This window comes from Agrobacterium sp. 5Ca50 (genome assembly GCF_055381905.1).
The window spans coordinates 926,154-948,380 of record NZ_AP026439.1 but is presented as its reverse complement, the minus strand read 5'-3'; the positions used below and the strand labels follow the sequence as shown (position 1 = coordinate 948,380).

The window sequence follows — 22,227 nt, the reverse complement described above, 5'->3', positions numbered from 1 at the left end:
GCTCCTCTCATCAGTCCGTTGTTTTCACCAGAAAGCGCAAGCGCTCTTCTTCGGTGACGGTGGGTTTCTCGCGTTCTTCCTCATCGGTAACGACAGGGATCGCGGCAATTAGTGCGCGGGTGTAAGGGTGTTGCGGATCGGCAAAGACCTCGCGCGTTGAACCTTCTTCGACGATTTCGCCACGCAGCATGATTGCGATGCGCGAACAGAAGTTGCGCATGAGCGAAAGGTCATGGGAAATCATCAGGTAGGTCAGTCCGAGTTCCTGCCGCAGCTGCTCCAGCAATTCGATGACCGTTTTCTGAACAGACACATCAAGAGCGGCGGTCGGTTCGTCCAGAATGAGTATCTTCGGTTCGGCCGCCAAAGCGCGTGCAATCGCGACACGCTGTTTCTGGCCACCCGACAATTCGTGAGGATACTTGGCGAGATAGGATTGCGGCAGACGGACCAGATCCATCAACTCCAGCATCCGTGCTTCGCGGGCGGTCTTGTCCATGCCAATCGACTTTAAAGGCAAGGTCAGCGTCTGTCGGACAGACCGTTTGGGGTTCAGCGATGTACCCGGGTTCTGATAAACAATCTGGGTCAGGCGTTTACCGCGCGCCGGTGCTGGCGCATCAATGGACAGGCTGCCAGACGTCGGTGAAGACAGGCCCATGATCATTCTGGCGACAGTCGTCTTGCCGGAACCGGATTCACCGGCAAGGCCAAATATCTCACCTTCACGCAATGTCAGGGTCACGTCACGAACGGCGTGATAACCATTACGCTTGCCGAAAATCTTGTTGAGATCATTGAGCCGGACAATCGGCTCGCGATCACTTTCCGGCGCATCAACAACACGTGGGCCGTAAAGCGGCGGCACAGCGTTCAGTAGAGAGTTGGTATAGGGCTCGCGCGGCGCATGAAGAATTTCCGAGCATGGGCCGGTTTCGACAATATCACCATGGTGCATGACCACCACGCGGTCTGCCACCTTGCGAACTACGCCAAGATTGTGGGTAATCATCAGCAGGGCCATATTCTCTTCAATGACCAGGCGATTGATCAGATTGAGAATTTCATCCTGCGTGGTCACATCGAGAGCCGTACCCGGCTCATCGGCGATCAGCAGCTTTGGACGGTGCAGCAAGGCAAGACCGATCAGAACACGCTGGCGCATGCCGCCGGACAGTTCCGACGGATAGGCATTCATGACACGTTCGGTGTCTGCCAGCTGCACGCGACGCAACACCTCGGCGATACGGTTGCGACGCTCTGACTTCGATGACGAGATGCCATTGCGTTTGTCTGCAAAACGCATGACGTCATCTAGGTGCGTACCAATCCTGAAAACCGGATTGAAGGACGATAGCGGGTCCTGCATGATCAGGGAAAATGCCGTACCCTTCAGTGCCTCACGTTCTGCTTTTGGCAGGGTAAGAACATCTTTTCCACCCACTACAATCGAGCCGGATGTGATCGAAGCATTTTTCGGCAAGGTACCGATGATTGCCTTGGCGGTTACGGATTTTCCCGAACCTGTTTCACCAATCAGTGCAACACGTTCGCCAGCAGCAACGGTAAAGCCCACATTGCGCAAGACCTGACGCGAACGGCCATACGTCGTGAAGGAAACGTTGAGGTTCTCAACCTGAAGAAGCGGTTCAGTCATCAATCAATTCTCCACGTCGAACATGTCGCGCAGGCCATCGCCCAGCAGGTTGAAACCAAGAGTAACGTAGAGAACAGCGGCACCTGGGCAGAGCACTTCCCACCAGAATTCAGGCATGAACTGACGGCCATCAGCCACCATCGAGCCAAGGTCAGGGATAGGAGGCTTCACGCCGAAACCGAGGAAGCTGAGCGTCGCGCCGAACAGGATGACGAATGCCGCATCAAGCGTGGTCTTGACCGAGATAACCGACACGCAATTCGGCAATATTTCCCGGAAAAGAATGTGCATGGGACCGGCGCCGGCAAGGCGTGCCGCCTCAATGTAATCTTCCGAGGCAATCGACTTCGATACCGAATAGATGAGGCGCGCGTGCCATGTCCACCACAACAGCGTAATGGCAATCATCGCGTTCATCAGTGTCGGTTCGAGAAGGTTAGACACGGCAAGCGCCATTACCAGAGGGGGCATCGCCAGCATGACGTTGGTAAGGCCGGTGATGAATTTCTCTGTCCAGCCGCCGACGTAACCAGCTACCAACCCGAGAATTGTGCCCACTGGTACGGAGATACCCAGCACGCCGATAACCAGCAGCAACGAGATGCGCAGACCAAAAACAGTGCGCGAAAAGATGTCGCGGCCCGCCTTGTCCGTGCCAAACCAGTGCAGGGCATCGGGAGGCAGGTGTCTGGCGCGAAAATCAACCACTGCGCCAACATGCTTCGGATAAGGCGTCAAAAATGGTGCAAAGACAGCAAGAATAACGACCGAGAGCAGGATGAGCGCGCCGATAACGGCAGCCGGGTTGCGACTGAACCGGTACCACAGAATGTAACCGGCACTCAGCGCCTTGTCGGATGTGTCGAGCATTTTCATATCGGCCATCAGCGTGCCTCCTTGTGACGCAGGCGTGGGTCGATGATCGAGATCAGAACGTCGACGATCATGTTTGCAACGATGAAGAACAGACCGGCGACCAGAACCACGGCGGTAACGGCATTGAGGTCCTTCTGAAGGATCGAGTTCAGGCCGTAGGAAGCAAAACCGCCCCAGGCAAAAACCATTTCAATAACAAAGGCGTTGCCGATCAGCGAGGCGAATTCCAGCCCCATGATCGTCAAGGGTGCTATGGACGACAGCTTCAAGAGGTAGCGGAAGATGATGACCCGTTCAGGCACGCCGAAACTCTGCAACGTTAGCACGTGATCCTTGCGCTGATTTTCGATCATCGAGGAACGCGTGATACGGGTGATCTGTCCGATACCGGCCATGGACAGCGCAAATGCTGGCAGTGCAAGGTGTTTGAGAGCATCGCCGACCACATCAAAACGACCGGCCAGTAGACCATCGACCAGAATGAAACCGGTTGGTCCACCTTGCCAGCCAAGTGAATGGTCCAGCCGCCCAATGATTGGCCAGCCACTGATGTATCTGGCAGCCAGCAGCTGCAGGGTAATGGCAAACAGAAAGCTCGGAATGGTGACGCCGGTCAGGGACAGAATGCGTCCGAGATGATCGAGCCCTCTATCGCGATAATGCGCGGTGATGACGCCAAGGGGTATTGCGACCAGAAACATGAATATGACGGATACCAGCACCAGTTCAACGGTCGCGGGAACAGTCTGAGCAAGGTCCGTCGTGACCGGGCGCTGCGACACCAGCGACATGCCGAGATCCCCGTGCAGGGCATTTTTGACATAATCTACATATTGCAGGGCTAGAGGCTTATCCAGACCCATCTGCAGGCGTAGCGCCTCAACCTGTTCCTGCGTGGCAGCAGGGCCAAGAGCCATACGCGCCGGGTCACCCGGCACCACACGCGCCAATGCAAAAATCATGATGGACAGGGCAATCATGACAAGCACGAATGTACCAAGCCGGGTCATAATTGCGATCAACGGATGTTGCTGCATCAGCGGGAGTTTCCTTGTGCATCGGCTTTTTGATGCATCAACATCACCAGATAACAAGAGATCAGCAACCGCAAAAAAGTATAGTTTTTTATCGTTATGGTATAGGTTTTTGCATGCCTATAGCCTATCCATTCGGCATGAATGTCATGCTTCCACGCACTCATCTGTGCCAACGCATCCTGCAAGAAACTGCAGGCGTCATCTTTTTGCGGGCACCGGCAGGGGCAGGGAAAACCAGCCTTTTAAAACTGTTCGCTGGCTTGACGGAACGTTCTGTCTGCACGTCAACACATCCCAAGACTGAGGATGTAAAAGACGGTTGGCTTTTATGGGATGTCCCGGTCGCTGCACGAACAGTCAAGATACCGGCCGCAACCCTGCAAACCGTGACAACGGTCATTATCGCTTGTCGCCCCGAACAACGTATCAGCGGCCTTGGTCGGCAGATATTGCATCATGGCTCGACAACGATCGGCGCTGAAGACCTGACCTTTTCCGATGAAGAGCTTAATGCGCTACCAGCGGCGAGCGCAGCATCGATGCGGGAAGGTTATGCCGGTTGGCCCGCCTTTTTGCCACTTCAGGGCAACATTGATGACGACACCTGCGCAGATTATTTGCGCGAAACCTTCTTAAGCCATCTCTCGCCGGAACAGACCATGGCGCTTTCGATATGGCTTGAAGCGCCTGACGGCGCCGCGCATCAACCCTGGGCGAGTCAGCTACCGCCGTTTCTGACACGTGATCCGCAACGGCACAAAGACCTGATACGACTGTTGACGATTGCAGTGCAGGAACGTCTCCAAGTTCTGGAAAACAGCAGCGCTGTCGTCGAACTGGCTTCCGCATTGGATAAGGCGGGCCGCGCGTTGCAAGCGATGGCGCTGCTGCTGGACAAGGGATACGAAACACATGCCGCGCAAATTCTGGCGCGCGCCCATGGGCGTGAACTGATCTATCGCAGCAGTGTGAATGCGTTTCAAAACATCATCATGCACTTCTCGCATGACATGATTGCCACCGATGAAACCGTATTGTTTGCGGTATGCAGAGCATTGCTCAAGCAGGGTGAGTTGCAGCGCGTGCGCCATCTCGTCGGTAAGCATCTTGGTTCAGATTACCTTGATCCATTCAAGGTTCTGGCAAACGGTTCGCGCTTTTCCTTTGCTGCCCGCACTTTCCGTCTGAATCTGATGATTACGGAAGACCTGACACCCAACGATGCGATGATTACCCGCCTTGGTGAATTCATGGCGGATTACCCAATGGGTGACCATGGCAAATGGGCCGGCTACTACAACGCCCTTCTTGAGTTCGAAATCCGCCGCCGTAACTTCCGTGAGGCGGAAGCTGCGGCTGCCCGAGCGCTTATCTATCTGCGCAAAATGGGCGGTCAACCACTTCTCGAATTCTTCATCCACCTGCACCAGATCGTGCTGCGTTTGATGAGCGGCGATGCGCTGATGGCACGGCGGGCAGCGCAAGATGCACGTGAACGATTGGAGCAGGTCACGCACGAAGTCCCGCAAGAAAGCCGCATGTTGCGGCTGGCGGAAGCCTGCATAAAGTACGAATCAGGCCGCCCACGCGATCTGCTGGAATTCATCCAGAAAGACTTTGAGCACTTCGCGGCCGCTGAGATCTGGCCGAGCCTCATGCAGTTTGCTCTGCATTATGCGACCCAGATCGTCATGGACCATTTCCCGATGACCATAAGGCCGGGATTTCTGGATGGCTTGTGGATACACCTGTCTGAAGGATTACAGTTTCATGCGATGATGGAAATCCGCACCGCGATAGCCTACCAAAATACCAACCGCTGGTCGGAAGCTGCTGCGACACTCACCTCCATCCGCATGCCGATGGGCAAAAACTGGGTCGAAAGTGCCGAAGAAGAACTGACCCGTCTGACGCGGCGTGACGAGATCACCTACGTCATGGCCTGGCTTAGAGATGCGGTTCACGTCTGGACGCCGCGCGGCTATCTGCCACGACAGATCGATGCACTGATCGCCAATCCGAAAGTCACCAATCGCGAGAGGGTGGCGCTGCTGATCTGGCAGAGCTATACGGCCCATCAACGCCGTGACAATGCCGCGGCACGCGCCAATATCTTGCTGGCACTGGAAACTGCAACGCGCCTCGGCTGCAATGGAGTTCTTTCCGAAGAACGAATCTTTCTGTCGCCGCTTCTCGAAAATCGTCGAATACACAGCTTCATCGAAACCTCGTCTGATGTGCGCGCTGCTTTGGCGATTTTTGCAGCTTCAGTGAACTCCCCGCAAGCCCGCGCAATCCATGGCGGATTGTCTCAACGCGAAGTACAGATGCTGCAATTTCTGGCTGGCGGCATGTCCAACAAAAAAATCGCTCAAGCCCTGAATATTTCGGAAGTCACCGTCAAGTTTCACCTTGGAAACCTGTTTCGAAAGCTCGACTGCAGCCGCCGCGCCGAAGCAATCAGAGCCGCCACCGCACTCGGCTGGCTCTGAAATGGCGCTCTCACTGCCTTATCCTCGGTAAGCGACCAGCACCGCGCCGCACGCGATGAGAACAACGCCAAGCCAGTTGGGCAGCGACAATCGTTCCCCCAGAAACAGAACTGCAAATACGGCTACAAACACGACGCTGAGTTTGTCGATCGGTCCCACACGTGCGGCATCACCGAGCTTCAGTGCACGAAAAATAACAAATCCACGAGGCTCCGGTCGCAAGGCCGGAAAGCACCAAAAACAGCCAGGTCCGTCCGGAAATGCCGGATGGTTGCTGCCAGTTACCGGTGATGTACACCATCAGACCGGCGGCACAAAAAATGACAATGGTGCGAATGAATATTGCAAAGTCGGAATTGACATTCTCGACACCGATCTTGGCAAAAATCGCGGTCAAGGCGGCGAAAGCAGCCGACAGCAATGCCCAGAAAGGCCATGAAGCAAAAAGACTTTTCATTTTTTGATCTCGGAAACAGCAGAAGGTTCCGGGTTCAGTCATTGCACCGCAACGCGGCCGTCGCAAGTCTGTTTCCATGGCAAAGAAAAACCCGGCCACCTGAGGAAGCCGGGTTCTATTGTTTCGCCTTGCGCGATTTCATTCAGCAGGTTGCGGCATCGGCGTGTTGTCAATCACATCGATGCTGGCAATTTCCTCACCGTTCAGAACCCGCTGAAGCTGAGCCTCATCAAGTTCACCTTCCCAACGAGCAACGACGATAGTGGCAACGGCATTCCCAACAAAGTTGGTCAGTGCGCGGCACTCGGACATGAAGCGGTCGATACCGAGAATGAGCGCCATGCCGGCTACCGGAACGGAAGGAACAACGGACAGCGTTGCAGCAAGCGTGATGAAACCGGCACCGGTGATACCAGCAGCGCCCTTCGAGCTGAGCATGGCAACCAGCAACAGCAGGATCTGCTCACCGAACGACAGGTGAATACCTGTTGCCTGCGCAATGAACAGAGCCGCAAGCGTCATGTAGATGTTGGTACCGTCAAGGTTGAAGGAGTAACCAGTCGGGATAACCAGACCAACAACCGAGCGTTTGCAGCCGGCCTTCTCCATCTTGCTCATCAGGCCCGGAAGCGCAGCTTCCGAAGACGATGTGCCGAGAACCAGCAGCAGCTCTTCCTTGATGTAGCGAATAAGCGCCAGAATGGAGAAGCCATTGTAACGGGCGACCGCACCAAGGATAACCAGCACGAAGATCAGCGATGTCAGATAGAAGGTACCAATGAGCATCGCCAGATTGGTCACCGACGAAATGCCATATTTGCCGATTGTGAACGCCATGGCGCCGAAAGCACCGATAGGAGCAGCCTTCATCAGGATCGCGACCAGCTTGAAGATCGGGTACATCATGGCATGCATGAAGTCGACGACCGGCTTGCCTTTCTCACCAACGACCCCAAGTGAAATACCGAAGAGCACCGAGAAGAACAGCACCTGGAGAATGTCACCGCTGGCAAATGCGCCGACAATGGTGGTCGGGATGATGTTCATCAAAAAGCCGGTAATCGTCTGCTCATGTGCCTTGTCGGCATAGGTCGCAACCGCCGTAGCATCGAGAGACGCAGGGTCGATGTTCATGCCGGCGCCCGGCTGAACAACGTTTGCAACAATCAGACCAACGACCAGCGCAAGCGTCGAAAAGGTCAGGAAGTAGATCATCGCCTTGCCGGCAACACGCCCGACCTTCTTCATGTCGTTCATACCGGCAATACCGGTCGCAACGGTCAAGAAAATAACAGGTGCAATGATCATCTTGACCAGACGAATGAAACCATCACCCAATGGCTTCAGCTGCTCACCGATGGACGGCCAAAAATGGCCCAGAAGAATACCGGCCAGAATGGCAACCAGCACCTGGAAATACAGGTGACGGTAAAATGGCATGCGGACATGGCTTGCAGCCACGGCTGTACTATCAATCATGATTTTCTCCTCCTCGGCTGGACCTGCCTTTTATAGGGGCCTCCCGGTCAGCCTTGTTTGGTCTGGGGCCTCGCGACCGCTTGATGACGGTTTTGCAAACACCGTGCCAAGACAGAAAAAATCAGATAAATATCTGAAATAAATGGATTTAATTTCTTGGTGCAGCTTCACGAAATTTGGATTCGTGTAGATTTCCGCGCAGAAATATTGCCTTTTGTGTGAAAATACGCACAAGATAAATGATGACCACATTCACCGCATCCGGGTTCAAACATATCGATGCCGCTCAACGGCCGTGGTGGCTGTTTGCGTTTTTCTGGGCTGTAATTGCGGTGGTGGCGATTTATGTCGCAGGCGAACTTGGCCGAACAGAAACCATCAAGGCCTTACAGCAGGACGCCTCAACTGACGGGCAATTGAAAGTCGCGCTTCTGAATGTTGCATTGGAGCGGCCCCGCGCCCTGCCGCTTGTGTTATCAGGCGACAGGGACCTCGTTGCCGCTCTGGAAACTGGTGGTGCCGCAGTAGATCGGCTTAACCGCAAACTGGAGGGACTGATCGAAGGCACACAGGCCTCGGTGATTTACGTGACAGGGCCGAATGGCGTCGCAATAGCATCCAGCAATTGGCGTGCCGCAGACAGTTTTGTCGGCACCAGCTATTCCTTCCGGGACTACTTCAGCCTTGCAATGCGCACAGGCATGGCCGAGCACTACGCCTTGGGAAATGTCAGCCGCAAACCCGGCCTTTACATATCACGACGTGTGGATTCTGAAGACGGCAAAGCGCTCGGTGTCGTCATCGCGAAGGTCGAATTCAACCGTCTGGAGGCTGACTGGAGAATAGGTGGCAAACCGGTTTATGTCGCTGATGCCAACGGCGTTGTGCTGATGACGAGTATTTCGGCATGGCGCTTTGACACAATGAAACCCATAGACCAACAGACCCGCCGCACCATTGCCGACAGCCTGCAATTTGGTAATGAGACACTTGATCTGCTGCCATTTTCCCCGTTGCGCTTTATCGACAATTCGACGGAGCTGATCCACATCAATTCACCCGCCGTCAACAGTGGTGATTATCTACGTTTCATCCTGCCGGTACCAACCACCTCATGGCACTTGCATTATCTTTTGCCGGTTGAACCTACCTTGATGGTAGAGGTGCAGAGGATGCGTCTGCTGATGCTGGCCGGCATGATGCCGCTTATCGTATTGTCTGGTTTGTGGTTGCGACGGCGCCAAAAAGCCCGACAAGCGGAAGAAGTTGCCGCCCGGGCCCGCGCACAGCTGGAACGCCGGGTGGATGAACGAACACGTGACCTGCAAAGTGCCATGGACCAGCTTGAAACAGAAATCAGCGGCCACCAGCAGACCGGTCGAGAATTGCAAACTGTCCAGCAGGAACTTGTAAAGGCAAACCGGCTGGCCATTCTCGGACAGGTGGCAGCTGGCGTCGCCCATGAAATCAACCAGCCTGTCGCGACGATCCGCGCCTTTGCGGATAATGCACGCACTCTCATGAACCGCCAGCGGCTGGAAGAAGCCGACGAAAACATGAAAGACATTGCTGCGTTGACGGAGCGCATTGGTGTCATCACCAGTGATCTTAAGATATTGGCCCGCAAGGGCAGGGCGGCTGCACAGCCTGTCAGCGTCAAGGCTGTCATCGAAGGTGCAGTCGTGCTGCTGCGCAGCCGTTTCGCTGGTCATATGGAGGCGCTGGATATCGCTCTTCCCGCTGAAACCTTGATGGTGTCTGGCAGCCCCATCCGGCTGGAGCAGATTGTGATCAACCTTCTCCAGAATGCGCTCGAAGCAGTTGAAGACAAGGCCGATGGTCAGGTGACGATCAGCGTGCGCGAAGCTGCCGATCAGGTGGTCTTGAGCGTTGCAGACAACGGACCGGGCATTGCGCCAGACATTCTTGAGGCCCTGTTTACGCCCTTCAACACATCGAAAGACGGCGGACTTGGGCTTGGTCTGGTCATCTCCCGCGAAATTGCCGCTGACTATGGCGGACGTATCGAGGTGGAAAGCAATCCGAGTGGAACCTGCTTCTCCGTCTATCTCAAAAAGGCATGATCATGGGCATTTCAGGCAAGGTATTTCTCGTCGATGACGACTCCGCATTGCGCAAGGCAATGCGCCAGACGCTGGAACTGGCAGGCCTTGAGGTAACGTCCTTTCCCGCTGCAAAACTGGCATTGGATGCGTTATCTGCCGAGTTTGGCGGTGTCATTATCAGTGACGTGCGTATGCCCGGGATGGATGGGTTAGAATTTTTCGAACGAGTCCGCAGTGTCGATACCGATCTGCCCGTCATCCTGATGACGGGCCACGGCGATATCCCGATGGCCGTCGAAGCGTTGCATAACGGCGCTTATGATTTCATGACCAAACCATTTGCCGCCGAGCGCATGGTAGAAAGCGCAATGCGTGCGCTGGAAAAACGTCATCTCATCATGGAAAACCGCGCTTTGAAGTTGGCAGCCGAACAGGCGGAAGGCGACCTGCCGCTGATTGGCCAAACGCCTGCCATGCAGCGTCTTCGCGACACCATCCGCCATATCGCCGACGCCGACGTCGACGTCCTCGTGGCAGGTGAGACCGGTAGCGGCAAAGAAGTGGTCGCGACGGCTTTGCACCGCTGGAGCAAAAAGCGCTCGAAAGGCAACTTCGTCGCATTGAATTGCGGTGCGCTGCCGGAAAGCGTCATTGAAAGCGAGCTTTTCGGCCATGAGGCAGGGGCTTTCACCGGCGCGCAGAAAAAACGCGTTGGCCGTATTGAGCACTCAAGTGGTGGCACGCTGTTCCTGGATGAAATTGAGAGCATGCCGCTGGCAGTACAGGTGAAAATGCTGCGCGTCCTTGAAATGCGGGAGGTTTCTCCACTTGGATCCAATGACGAAAGGTCCGTAGACATCCGTGTTGTTGCAGCCGCCAAAGTCGATCTTGGCGATCCAGCACGCCGCGACCAGTTTCGGGACGACCTGTATTACCGATTGAACGTTGTCACATTGTCTATCCCGCCGTTAAGGGAGCGCCGGGAGGATATTCCGATGTTGTTTTCCCATTTTCTGTCGCGCGCCACCAAACGCTTCAACATGCCCGTTCCGCAAATCTCCGCCAGCGTGTCGCGTCATCTGGCAGATCACGACTGGCCGGGCAATGTCCGTGAACTAGGCCATTTCGCCGAACGCGTCGCTCTTGGGCTGGAAAGTGGAACACTGTCTGGCATCCCTCCGAAAGAAGAAGCCAAAGCGTCTGGCACGCTAACAGAGCGTATTGATCGGCATGAAGCAAAGATCATTCATGAAACTCTCGTGCAAAATGATGGTGACGTCGCTTCAACCATCGCCGCGCTCGGCATTGCGCGCAAGACATTTTACGACAAGCTGCAACGGCATGGCATAAATCGCGCTGATTACACGGCCAAAAAGAACGCCTCTGCCTGATTACACTGGCAAGGGGACCTGTTCGTTCAAAAACCGGGCGCGATATTCTGCCGGACTGATGCCCATGGTTTGCCGGAAGTGATGACGAAGTGTGTGCGCACTTCCAAACCCGACTGCCATTGCAATGTCTTCCATCTGCTCGCGCCCCTGACAAAGGCGTTGTTTTGCCGCATCGACCTTCACATTTGTCAGCCATTGGCCCGGTGCGGCACCGGTTGCTTCGGTAAAACGCCTGAGAAACGTCCGCTCACTCATTCGGCAGAAACGCGCCATCTCGGTGATGGTCCACGTGCGGGAGAGATCGGACCGCACGGCGTCCAAAAGCGGAGAAATCTCAACACCGTCACGTTTCGCAACCGGGCGTTCCAGAAACTGTGCTTGCCCACCGGTACGATGTGCTGGCATCACCAGACGCCTTGCCACTGAATTGGCCGCAACGGCACCAAAGTCCTGACGTACAATTTCGATCATCAGGTCAATACCGGCGGCACTGCCGGCCGAAGTATAGATGCGGTCATGGGAACGATAGAGGGACGCATCATCCACGGACACCTCCGGATAACGCGATCGCAGAGCCTCCGCGTAACGCCAATGGGTGGTCGCGACCCCACCGTCCAGCAAGCCCGTAGCAGCAAGCACAAATGCACCGGAACATATTGATGCCAAACGCGCTCCCCGCGCATGCGCAGCCCGCAAACGATCACAGAGCTCCGGCGGGACAGCAGCATCAGCCCCCTTCCAGCCCGGCACAATAATGATGTCGGCGATGTCAAGCAGTTCGGGACCCGCATCCGCCGTTACACGTAGCCCGCCATGGGCAAGCATCGGCCCGTCCTCCACCGCACAACTGGCGAACCGATACCAGTTCTCCCCCATCTCCGGGCGCGACAGGCCAAAAACTTCGGCAACGATCCCAAATTCGAACGTGCAAAGCTGGTCATAGAGCAAGGCTACAACGAGAGGGCCGTTTGGAGGCTGCGGACTGTTTGATACATTTGGCATGATTTTTACGTTTATTGGCATTTACGCCAATTTGCAATCAGAGCCATCTTTGCAAAATGGGCTATGCAAAGGAGACAGATCAATGACCACTGCCGTTACCATCGTAAAACCTGCACCAAGCCATCTGGCTGTTGAACATTTCGCAGCCGAATTCAGCTTTGAAACCGATTGTTGGGATGTCCACGACTCGCTGTCAAAGGGCGCAGATTTTGTGCTTCTCGATGTGCGCGGGCCAGCGCTCTACGACAAGGGACACGTTCCCGGTGCCATTAGCCTGCCGCATGGCAAAATGACTGTATCGAAAATGGCAGCCTGGCCTGAAGACACTATTTTCGTGACATATTGTGCGGGGCCGCATTGTAACGGCGCAGCAAAAGGTGCCTTGCGGCTTGCTCAACTGGGGCGGCCGGTAAAGATCATGGCTGGCGGCATTACCGGCTGGCTGGATGAGGGTTTCGAATTGGCAGTGCTGTAATCGCAAGAAAGGCCCGCAGACGTCAGCCTGCGGGCTTTTTGACATGTTTGAGACCGCTGTTTAGCCAGCAGTACAGAAGTGACGCTGGCCACTATAGTCGGTGTAGGTGCCGGTGCGAGCGTTGAAGCTTCTGTAACGCTGTGAGCAATAGTCATACCAAGACTGCGACCATGGTTCGATCGTGCGGTAAACTGTCCGCGGTTGATAGGCGGGACGTGTTTCGTAAACCGGGCGTGTCTCGTAAACTGGGCGCGGTCGCTGGTAAACGGTTCGCGGAGGCTCAGGATAATAACCGTCATTCGCATATGGGTCTTGATACACATATTCAGGTTCGGCATAAACCGGACCACGGCGCGGCGGGTCAATGTAAACAGGACCATCCGGTTCAGACGGACGTGCGAGCGCTGAACCGACAGCCAAGCCAGCCGCAAGACCAATCACGCCGAGGGCAGCTGCCTCGTTGCGGTGACGGCGGTTCCAGTCACCGGCGTTCGCTGACTGAAGCGGAACAATCACTGTGGCAGCGACCGCAATTGCCAGTACTGTTTTCTTTGCAACTGTGAACATTGTCTTCGTCCATCCAGAGGGTGTTTTGTCACCCGTTAAAACATCATGGCATAAGAAATAGTTCCCGCTGCCTGAATGGATCCTGAATGAATTAAGGCACAAGCACGGCGTTTGTCGGGGGGTGCGGAGTATCAATCCAAACCAACAGGAAACACGGAATCGTCACCGCGTCAAAGCGACTCCATGAGGTCCAGATAGGGAAGCTCATCTGGCGTCATCGAATGGGTCACCGCCTGAATACGCATCATGGCTCTTTCGCGGGAAATCTGCAGATGCGCCGTCATCGCGTCCTTGGCGCCGACGATATTTCCGTCCTGAATATGGGTGAGTATCTCCAGATGCTCCGGCAGAAACGGCTCCGTCTCGAACAGATCGGTGGTACGGGGATAGAGGAAGTGGTGGGCAATGAGCAGTGACTGCGGCAGGCTGATCGCGCGCATCAGTGAACTGTTGCCGCAATACCCCAAAAGCTCGACATGAAGTTCCTGCTCGAACCTGTCCAATGTGCTGCCGACTTGCGGCATCTGGCAGTTTATTGCTGTTTCGATATTGCCGCGAACCCGGGTGAGAAACCCCTCAGGCAAATTGGGTACGGCTTTTTCCAACGCCAGTGGCTCCAGAACCCATCTTAATTCGTAGAGCTCATCAATGTGTTGCATGGTCAGTGCGGGTGCAAACCACCGTGCGCTGTCATCTTTCTGAACAATGCCACGCTGCTGCAGGCGGGCCACCACATCGCGTGCAACCGTTCGGCTGACACCGTAATGTTTCGCCAGGATCGCTTCATTGATGCGCCAGCTGGCAAAGGTTGTCCGTGAGACAATCTCCATTTCGATTTCAGAGTAGATCAACTCCCAACTTGGCAGGAAATGTATCTTGGGATCATCATTGGCCGCAGCTTTGGGGGCCGTACTGACAGCCGCTGGATTGGCGAGTGCCAATACATCATAACCACGCGAAGAGGCTTTTTGTATCAGCCCCATGCGCTCAAGTTCCATCAACGACTGCCGGGCAGGTGCGCGGCTGATTCCAAAGCGCTCAGCCACCCCTGTTTCCGTCAGGCGACTGCCAACCTTGATGGCGCCATTATTGATATCCAATGCCAAAACCTCGCAAGCGCGCTGGTAGAGTTTGGGAGCTGTGCCGGAACCGGTGGTGGACATGGATGATATTGCTCTGGTTTTTCTGGTTCGAAGATGCGGGAAGCGGCTTTGCCTTGCAACAGCTTTGACAACAGATTTTTGCAGATGGCGGCATTGCGTGACTCAAAAATAATGTCTAGTGTACACATAGTACATTTTGGAGGGGAGGAACCGGGATGTTGCAAACCAACGCACAGAACAATGTGTCGCTGGAAGAGCTCGACCGGTTTTGTCGTGCCGTGTTTGTCGCCGCTGGCGCAAACACGGCAACGGCAGACGCTGCAACGCGAGCCATGATGCATGGCACCCGTCACGGCGTCGACAGCCACGGTGTCCGCCTTCTTGCCCACTACATCACAGCGCTGAACGGCGGCCGCATCAACGGCGCACCTAATATCAAAAAAATAACAAGCTTTGGCGCCATCGAAACGCTGGATGCAGATGACGCGCACGGTGCCCTTGCCACATATACGGCAATGGACAACGCGATCGACCTCGCCAGTAAGTTCGGAATTGGCGCAGTTGCTATCCGCAACACCTCACATTTTGGTCCGGCTGGCGCCTACTCCATCGAAGCGGCCCGCAAAGGTTATATCGGCATTACATTCTGCAACTCGGACAGCTTTGTCCGCCTGCATGACGGTGCGATGCGTTTCCACGGCACAAACCCGATTTCAGTTGGCGTGCCAGTTTCCGGGGATGATCCGTGGTTGCTCGACATGGCAACCAGTTCCATCCCCTATAACCGTGTTCTGCTGTATCGCAGCCTCGGCCAAGCTCTACCAAACGCTACTGCATCTGATGAAACGGGCGTTGACACCACGGATGCCAATGCTGCTGACATGCTCGCGCCGCTCGGTGGCGAATTCGGCTTCAAGGGCGCGGCTCTTGCAGGCGTCGCAGAAATTTTCAGCGCGGTTTTGACCGGCATGAAGCTGAGTTTCGATATTGCTCCGATGGGTGGGCCTGATTTTTCCAAGCCACGCGGCATGGGCGCATTTGTACTGGCTATCAAACCGGAAGCATTCGTCGACCGGCAGACATATGATCCGGGCATGCAGCGCTATCTGCAGGTGCTGCGCACGTCACCAACCCGTGAAGACTGCAAGGTCATGGCGCCCGGCGACCGGGAATGGCTTGTCGCAGCGCAAAGAGAACGAGAAGGGGTGACTGTTGACCCCGCCACAAGGCAGGCTTTCGAAGAGCTTGCCGAAAAATATGGCTTGGAAATGCCTCTGATCTGAGAGGCAACCATAGCTCCATCGCTGAAAAATACGGGCGGCAACCAGGTTGCCGCCAAGCAAATTTTTGCGTTTAAAAACATATACTTAATTGTAATATTTATTTAATTTCTCGCTTGACTTATCAACTGAAGCAGCTTTAATAAAAAAATTGGTAAGGCCATCTTACCAGATATGCGCCAGGGGAGTGGCGCATGGGAGGATCTAAATGTTTGTGGCATTGGAACCGCGCCGCCTTTATCGGCAGGTCGCGGACCAGATACGTCTACTTATCGAAACGGGGGAGCTTTCCGATGGAGCCCGCCTGCCTGCCGAGCGCGAGCTTGCAGAGAGATTTTCGGTATCGCGCCCGACCGTTCGCGAGGCTTTGATTGTTCTGGAAGTGGAGGGATACATCCAGATCCGCATGGGTTCAGGCGTCTATATCAGCCGCAAGACAAGCCCAACCAAGATTGTCTTGCCTGCAGATGACAGCGACGGCCCATTCGAAATTTTGCAGGCGCGTTGCATCATCGAAAGTGCAATTGCTGAAGAAGCCGCACGCCTGGCGACCCCACAGCATGTAGCGATACTCGACGACAATCTGAAGCGCATGCAGCAGTCGCTTCATGATGCAAAACGTGCATTGGCCGTGGACCGGGAGTTTCATACGGCTATCGCCGACATCATCGGCAACGCGACACTGAACCGCTTCACGGGTCTGATCTACGATCAGCGGATGACGCCTTATTTCGAGAAGCTAGCAGGTTACTTTGAGGGCCCGCATACCTGGCAGCTGGCAATGGAGGAACATGTGGTCATCCGCAATGCGATTGCGGCTAACGACCCGGCTGCTGCGCGTGAGGCGATGCGCCTGCACATGATACGGGCGCAAAAGAGATTCTCTGAGAGCTTCGGTGAGGAGTTGGGAGGAGAAGAATAACCCTGTCGCGCTTCTTGCGGCGGGATCACAACCATACGAAATCTGAAATCAATTAGGGAGGATTTGAGGATGAAATTCGGATTAAAAACGTTGCTTGGTGCAACTGCACTGATCATGGCATCGGCACTCGCGGCGCAGGCGCAGACGGCCCTGAAGTGGGCGCATGTGTATGAAACAACAGAGCCTTTCCATACGGAGTCGGTATGGGCCGCTGAAGAAATAGCAAAACGCACCGAGGGACGCTACAAGATCGACGTGTTCCCCGCTTCACAGCTCGGCAAGGAAGCCGACATCAACCAAGGCCTGAAGCTCGGCACTGTTGATATGATCATCTCTGGCTCCAGCTTTGCAGCCCGCGACTATAAGCCTATTGGCGTAACATACTTCCCTTACATCTTCCGCGATCCTGCTCACCTCATCGCCTACACCAAGAGCGATGTGTTCAAGCGTCTGGCGAAAGGTTATGAAGACAAGACTGGCAACATCATCACCGCTGTAAGCTACTACGGCACGCGCCACACCACATCCAATACGCCGATTGCAAAATGCGGCGATATGGCTGGCCTGAAAATGCGCGTGCCTGATGTTCCGGCTTACCTTGCCATGCCACGTGCCTGCGGTGCAAACACCACACCAATTGCCTTTGCTGAAGTTTATCTTGCACTGCAGAACGGCACTGTGGATGCCCAAGAAAACCCGCTGACAACGATCGATGCCAAGAAGTTCTACGAAGTTCAGAAAAACATCGTGTTGACTGGCCACATTGTTGACCACCTCAACACGCTGATCTCAAAGAGCCGCTGGGCCAGCCTTTCGGACGAAGACAAGAAAATCTTCGTGGAAGTCATGCAGCAGGCGGCAGAACGCACAACCAAAATCATCGAAGAACGTGAAAACGCTCTCGTCGAGGATTTCAAGAAGCGTGGCCTGACCGTCACGGAAGTCGACAAGGCCGACTTCGAAAAGAACGTGTTGGACAAAGTGACCTTCGAAGAATTCGGTTACGACAAAGCTGACTGGGAAGCCATCCGCGCCATCCAGTAATTGCACCGTCCGGTGCCTACACGGCACCGGACATCCCTTTGGCCTAGTCCACTGGAGCTTTCCAAATGACAGATCAAAAAAACGCGCCCATCAGCGTGGAAGAGATGGCGCATGCCTTCGAGGAAGAGGTTGTCGATGTCGACCTGTCTCCCTACGCATTTGAAGACTGGGTGACCATGCTGGTATTCTGGGGAATGGCGACCAGTGTCTTCCTGCAGTTTTTCACACGTTACGCACTCAACAACAGTCTTGCCTGGACAGAAGAAATTGCCGCCAACTGCCTTGTGGTCGTGGTGTTTCTTGGCTCCGTCATGTGTGTCCGTCAGGTTCGACACATTCAGGTCGACCTGATTTATCGCTTCCTGTCGCGCAAGACAGGACGTGCCCTTGAAGTTGTCGTTGACCTCATCAACATCGGTTTTTTCGCCTACATCACCTGGTTGATGTGGCGTTATCTCGAAATCGTCGGCGACGAACGTATGGTTACAGTCGACCTTCCACGCGGCATTGTCTTCTATACCGTGTTTGCAGCTTACATATTGATGTTCCTGCGTTCGGTGCAGAACTTCGTCAAGGACATGACCAGCAAAAAAACCGTGCGCGAGCAGGCTGACGAAGCCATTAATACACAGGGAATTTGAGCGATGCTGCTACTGATTGGTTCATTTCTGCTGCTCATGCTCATCGGCACACCTGTAGCCGTATCCATGGCAGTCTCCTCGCTTTTGTATCTTGTCCTCTATGGCGTTGCACCTGATATTATCGCCGCCCAGCGCATGATCGCTGGCGTGGAAAGTTTTCCGCTTATTGCCGTGCCTTTCTTCATTCTGGCTGGCAACCTCATGAATAGCGCTGGCGTCACCGGTCGTATCTATCACTTCGCCCTGTCGCTCGTCGGCTGGATGAAGGGTGGCTTGGCGCAGGTCAATATCATCGGTTCTGTGGTGTTCTCCGGCATGTCAGGCACAGCACTTGCTGATGCGGCCGGTATTGGTACCATCGAGATCAAGGCGATGAAGGACCATGGTTACCCCGTCGAAGCCGCCGTCGGCGTAACTGCAGCATCTGCAACGCTTGGCCCTATCTTTCCACCATCGCTGCCTTTCGTGATCTATGGCATGATGGCCAATGCCTCGATTGGCGCATTGTTCATGGCCGGTATTGTGCCTGGCATCGTCATGACTGTGTTGATGATGTTGACGGTTTATGTTTTCGCACGCCGCAAGGGCTGGGGCTCTGATACGCCGTTCGAACTCAAACAGCTTATGAGCGCCTCGCTAGAAGTCGTTATCGTTTTCTCCTTCCCGGCTGCGGTCTATCTGCTGGTTCTGGCTGGCCTGTCCGTCAATCTTGCAGTCCTTATCGGCCTTGTGGCTCTGGTGGCTCTTGATTGGTACTTTGACTTCTCAGCCGTTATGGCTCTGATGACGCCGGTACTACTGATTGGCGGCATGACAATGGGTTGGTTCACACCGACGGAAGCGGCTGTTGCTGCGGTGATGTGGTCTATGTTCCTCGGACTAGTTCGTTATCGCACGATGACGTTCAAAACCCTGGCAAAAGCATCGTTCGACACGATTGAAACCACGGCCTCGGTTCTGTTCATTGTAACCGCAGCATCTATCTTTGCCTGGTTGCTGACGGTAAGTCAGGCAGCGCAGTTGTTCTCGGACTTCATCTTCGGGTTGACAGACAACTGGTGGACATTCCTTATTCTTGTCAACGTGTTGCTGCTGATTGTCGGTGCATTCCTTGATACGATTGCTGCCATCAGTATCCTTGTTCCGATCCTGATGCCTGTTGCAGCCCGTTACGGAATTGACCCGGTTCACCTCGGTCTTATCGTAACCCTCAACCTGATGATCGGTCTGCTAACCCCACCGGTCGGCATGGTGCTGTTCGTCCTCGCGCGCATATCAAAAATGTCGGTTGAACGAACGACGCTGGCAATCCTTCCCTGGATGGTCCCGCTGTTTATCGCGCTTCTTCTGATCACTTTCATTCCGGCGATTTCCTTGTGGTTGCCGACCCAGATGGGCCTGATCCGCTAACATACCATCCGCGCGGTGAAATCCGCGCGGCATTCCCTTTTTTAAGATTAAAGGCAGATTGAATGCTCACTCGCGTTGCGCGTCTTTACGGCAAACAGGATCTCAAGGTCGAAACCCAGGCGTTCAGCGAACCCGGGCCCGGCAACGTGCTGCTTCGTATGGCCGTCGGCGGCATTTGTGGTTCGGATTTGCATTATTATCAGGATGGTGGCTTTGGACCCATTCAGGTGCGCGAACCCATCATATCAGGCCATGAAGCTTCCGGTTACGTAGACAAACTGGGAGACGGCGTAAGCGAACTAACGATTGGCGCCTTGGTCGCCGTCAATCCATCCCAACCATGTGGAACATGCCAGTATTGCGATAAAGGCGAGCCTATTCATTGCCTCGACATGCGTTTCATGGGCAGCGCAATGCGTCTGCCGCATGAACAAGGCATGTTCCGGGATTGGTTGGTCGTTCCCGCAAAACAATGCTTCGCTTTTCCAAGTGACATTACGCCAGCAGAAGCAGCTTGCGCCGAACCACTGGCCGTTTGCCTGCATGCGGTCGCCCAAGCCGGAGATCTCACTGGCAAAAAAGTACTGGTGACCGGTGCCGGCCCCATCGGACTGCTGACTGTCGCAGCCGCAAAACACGCTGGCGCAAGTGAAATTGTTGTGACAGATCTTGCCGATGCAGCACTGTCCCGCGCGCCCGCCATGGGCGCCACCCAGACAATCAACGTCATCTCCAATCCGCAGGGCCTTGCACCTTATCAGGAAGGCAAGGGCACATTCGACGTGGTGTTTGATTGCTCAGCCGCTGGCCCGGCGTTGCGTTCCGCATTCGCCGTTATCAAACCGCGTGGGACAATTGTGCAGGTCGGCGTTACTGGAGACATGACCATTCCACTCAATGCGCTTGTCGGAAAGGAAGTCATCTGGCGTGGCTCACAGCGGTTTGACCAAGAGTTCGCGCAAGCCGTTCAGGCCATTTCATCACGGTCCATCGACGTTCGGCCGATTATCTCGCACAACTTTCCGCTGGAAAACGCTGTTGAAGCCTTTGAACAGGCTGGCGACCGTTCCGTTGCCTGCAAGGTGCAGATCACCTTCAGCTGACCTCACTGATTTTTAAAGGAATATTGCAATGAAACATACATGGCGTTGGTTTGGTCCCGTTGACAAGGTAACCGTTCGTGATGCGGCTCAGGCCGGTGCAGAAGGCATTGTTAGCGCGTTGCACCACATTGCAACCGGTTCCGTCTGGCCGGTTGATGAAATCCGCAAACGGCACGAAGAAATCAAGGCTGGCGGCCTCTATTGGGACGTCGTGGAAAGCGTGCCAGTGTCGGAAGAAATCAAGACACAGACGGGTGACTGGACGGATCATGTTGCCAATTGGCAGGAAACATTGCGCCGACTTTCGGCCACTGGCATTCGTACCGTCTGCTATAACTTCATGCCCGTACTCGACTGGACACGCACCGACCTGCGGTGGGAAACCCGTCATGGCGCCAAAGCCATGCGTTTTGACCTGACCGATTTTGCAGCATTTGACATCCATATCCTGAAACGCCCGGACGCCAAGAATGACTATCCGGAATGGTTGATAGACGATGCGGCAAAACGTTTTGCAGATATGCCCGACACCAAGATTACTGCACTTGGCAAGAACATCGGCGCAGGCCTTCCGGGGTCTGCCGATGGCTACACGCTTGAGCAATTGCTGGAGAAGTTGCGGACCTATCAGGGCATTGATCGCACCAAGCTGCAATCCAATCTGATCGATTTCCTGTCACAAGTGGTTCCTGTGGCTGAAGAAGTAGGCATCAACATTTGCGCCCATGGCGACGACCCACCTTGGCCACTTCTGGGGCTGCCACGCATTCTCTCTACTGAAGACGATTACGCGCATATGCTGAAACAGGTCGACAGCCGCGCCAACGGCGTAACCCTGTGCACGGGATCGCTGGGAGCAAGAGCGGATAATGACCTGCCGTTTATCGCCAAACGTTTTGCAGACCGTATCCATTTCGTTCACCTGCGCAATGTGACACGCGACACTGACACTGTGCCTTGCTCGTTCTTTGAAGACGAACATCTTGAGGGTGGCACGGATATGGTCGCCGTCATTGCAGCGCTGCTGGCGGAGGAAAAGAAACGCAAGCAGGAGGGGCGTGAAGACCACCGGATCGCTATGCGCCCTGACCACGGTCAGGAAATTCTTGATGACCTGACGCGCGGCGCCCAACCGGGTTATCCAGCAATTGGCCGCCTGAAGGGATTGGCGGAATTGCGCGGCGTCGAGCGGACCTTGCTTCACTCGCAGTATGGGCGTGCATGA

General features: G+C 54.8%; 18 protein-coding genes and 1 pseudogene. 11 read left to right on the top strand and 8 right to left on the bottom strand.

What is annotated here, in order from left to right; translation table 11 throughout:
* Positions 1-10: 10 nt before the first annotated feature.
* The 3 genes from nikE to ACZ5FM_RS21830 are packed head-to-tail and all read right to left on the bottom strand — an operon-like array spanning position 11 to position 3,570.
* Positions 11-1,657 carry a nickel ABC transporter ATP-binding protein NikE gene (gene nikE, locus ACZ5FM_RS21840; RefSeq protein WP_250984952.1) on the bottom strand — a complete coding sequence of 549 codons (1,647 nt, stop codon included), beginning with the start codon at positions 1,655-1,657 and terminating at the stop codon, positions 11-13.
* 3 nt (positions 1,658-1,660) lie between these two features.
* Positions 1,661-2,542, bottom strand: a complete 882-nt coding sequence (locus tag ACZ5FM_RS21835) for an ABC transporter permease (protein ID WP_192489083.1) — start codon at positions 2,540-2,542, stop codon at positions 1,661-1,663.
* A complete protein-coding gene (locus tag ACZ5FM_RS21830; protein ID WP_192489084.1) occupies positions 2,542-3,570 on the bottom strand; it encodes an ABC transporter permease in 1,029 nt (342 codons plus the stop codon). The genes ACZ5FM_RS21835 and ACZ5FM_RS21830 overlap by 1 nt, the downstream gene beginning before the upstream one ends.
* 137 nt (positions 3,571-3,707) lie before the next feature.
* On the opposite strand from ACZ5FM_RS21830, the gene ACZ5FM_RS21825 reads away from it, so the two are divergent.
* Positions 3,708-6,062 (top strand): helix-turn-helix transcriptional regulator, encoded by a 2,355-nt coding sequence (locus ACZ5FM_RS21825; protein WP_464041045.1) that lies wholly within the window; start codon positions 3,708-3,710, stop codon positions 6,060-6,062.
* A gap of 18 nt (positions 6,063-6,080) precedes the next feature.
* On the opposite strand, the pseudogene ACZ5FM_RS21820 reads toward ACZ5FM_RS21825, so the two are convergent.
* Positions 6,081-6,519 (bottom strand): annotated as a pseudogene (locus ACZ5FM_RS21820) (EamA family transporter).
* Between the two features lie 138 nt (positions 6,520-6,657).
* Positions 6,658-7,998 (bottom strand): dicarboxylate/amino acid:cation symporter, encoded by a 1,341-nt coding sequence (locus ACZ5FM_RS21815; protein WP_464040751.1) that lies wholly within the window; start codon positions 7,996-7,998, stop codon positions 6,658-6,660.
* Positions 7,999-8,237: 239 nt separating this feature from the next.
* Between ACZ5FM_RS21815 and ACZ5FM_RS21810 the strand changes: the two genes are divergently transcribed.
* The gene (locus ACZ5FM_RS21810; protein WP_464040750.1) at positions 8,238-10,082 is read left to right on the top strand and encodes an ATP-binding protein; all 1,845 of its coding nucleotides are present in this window, start codon (positions 8,238-8,240) and stop codon (positions 10,080-10,082) included.
* 2 nt (positions 10,083-10,084) lie between these two features.
* Positions 10,085-11,455 carry a sigma-54-dependent transcriptional regulator gene (locus ACZ5FM_RS21805; RefSeq protein WP_464040749.1) on the top strand — a complete coding sequence of 457 codons (1,371 nt, stop codon included), beginning with the start codon at positions 10,085-10,087 and terminating at the stop codon, positions 11,453-11,455.
* Here ACZ5FM_RS21805 and ftrA read toward each other — a convergent pair whose 3' ends face one another.
* Entirely contained in the window at positions 11,456-12,457 is a 1,002-nt protein-coding gene (gene ftrA, locus ACZ5FM_RS21800; RefSeq protein ID WP_464040748.1) for a transcriptional regulator FtrA, read from the bottom strand.
* Between the two features lie 82 nt (positions 12,458-12,539).
* On the opposite strand from ftrA, the gene ACZ5FM_RS21795 reads away from it, so the two are divergent.
* On the top strand, positions 12,540-12,932 hold the full coding sequence (locus tag ACZ5FM_RS21795; protein WP_464040747.1) for a rhodanese-like domain-containing protein: 393 nt from the start codon (positions 12,540-12,542) through the stop codon (positions 12,930-12,932).
* A 60-nt stretch (positions 12,933-12,992) separates the two neighbouring features.
* Here ACZ5FM_RS21795 and ACZ5FM_RS21790 read toward each other — a convergent pair whose 3' ends face one another.
* Both ACZ5FM_RS21790 and ACZ5FM_RS21785 read right to left on the bottom strand, forming a co-directional pair.
* A complete protein-coding gene (locus tag ACZ5FM_RS21790; RefSeq protein WP_192489092.1) occupies positions 12,993-13,499 on the bottom strand; it encodes a BA14K family protein in 507 nt (168 codons plus the stop codon).
* Between the two features lie 170 nt (positions 13,500-13,669).
* Positions 13,670-14,662 carry a GntR family transcriptional regulator gene (locus tag ACZ5FM_RS21785; protein WP_464040746.1) on the bottom strand — a complete coding sequence of 331 codons (993 nt, stop codon included), beginning with the start codon at positions 14,660-14,662 and terminating at the stop codon, positions 13,670-13,672.
* Positions 14,663-14,817: 155 nt separating this feature from the next.
* Here ACZ5FM_RS21785 and ACZ5FM_RS21780 point away from each other — a divergent pair, with 155 nt between their 5' ends.
* The 7 genes from ACZ5FM_RS21780 (at position 14,818) to uxuA (ending at position 22,227) form a co-directional block, all read left to right on the top strand.
* Positions 14,818-15,885, top strand: coding sequence for an Ldh family oxidoreductase (locus ACZ5FM_RS21780; RefSeq protein ID WP_464040745.1), 1,068 nt, complete (start codon positions 14,818-14,820; stop codon positions 15,883-15,885).
* Positions 15,886-16,090: 205 nt separating this feature from the next.
* Positions 16,091-16,804, top strand: coding sequence for a FadR/GntR family transcriptional regulator (locus tag ACZ5FM_RS21775; protein ID WP_464040744.1), 714 nt, complete (start codon positions 16,091-16,093; stop codon positions 16,802-16,804).
* 69 nt (positions 16,805-16,873) lie between these two features.
* Positions 16,874-17,848 (top strand): sialic acid TRAP transporter substrate-binding protein SiaP, encoded by a 975-nt coding sequence (locus ACZ5FM_RS21770; RefSeq protein WP_464040743.1) that lies wholly within the window; start codon positions 16,874-16,876, stop codon positions 17,846-17,848.
* A 65-nt stretch (positions 17,849-17,913) separates the two neighbouring features.
* Positions 17,914-18,489, top strand: a complete 576-nt coding sequence (locus ACZ5FM_RS21765; RefSeq protein WP_312948647.1) for a TRAP transporter small permease — start codon at positions 17,914-17,916, stop codon at positions 18,487-18,489.
* Positions 18,490-18,492: 3 nt separating this feature from the next.
* Entirely contained in the window at positions 18,493-19,899 is a 1,407-nt protein-coding gene (locus ACZ5FM_RS21760; protein ID WP_312948645.1) for a TRAP transporter large permease, read from the top strand.
* Between the two features lie 62 nt (positions 19,900-19,961).
* Positions 19,962-21,002 carry an L-idonate 5-dehydrogenase gene (locus ACZ5FM_RS21755; protein WP_464040742.1) on the top strand — a complete coding sequence of 347 codons (1,041 nt, stop codon included), beginning with the start codon at positions 19,962-19,964 and terminating at the stop codon, positions 21,000-21,002.
* Between the two features lie 28 nt (positions 21,003-21,030).
* A complete protein-coding gene (gene uxuA / locus ACZ5FM_RS21750) occupies positions 21,031-22,227 on the top strand; it encodes a mannonate dehydratase (RefSeq protein WP_464040741.1) in 1,197 nt (398 codons plus the stop codon).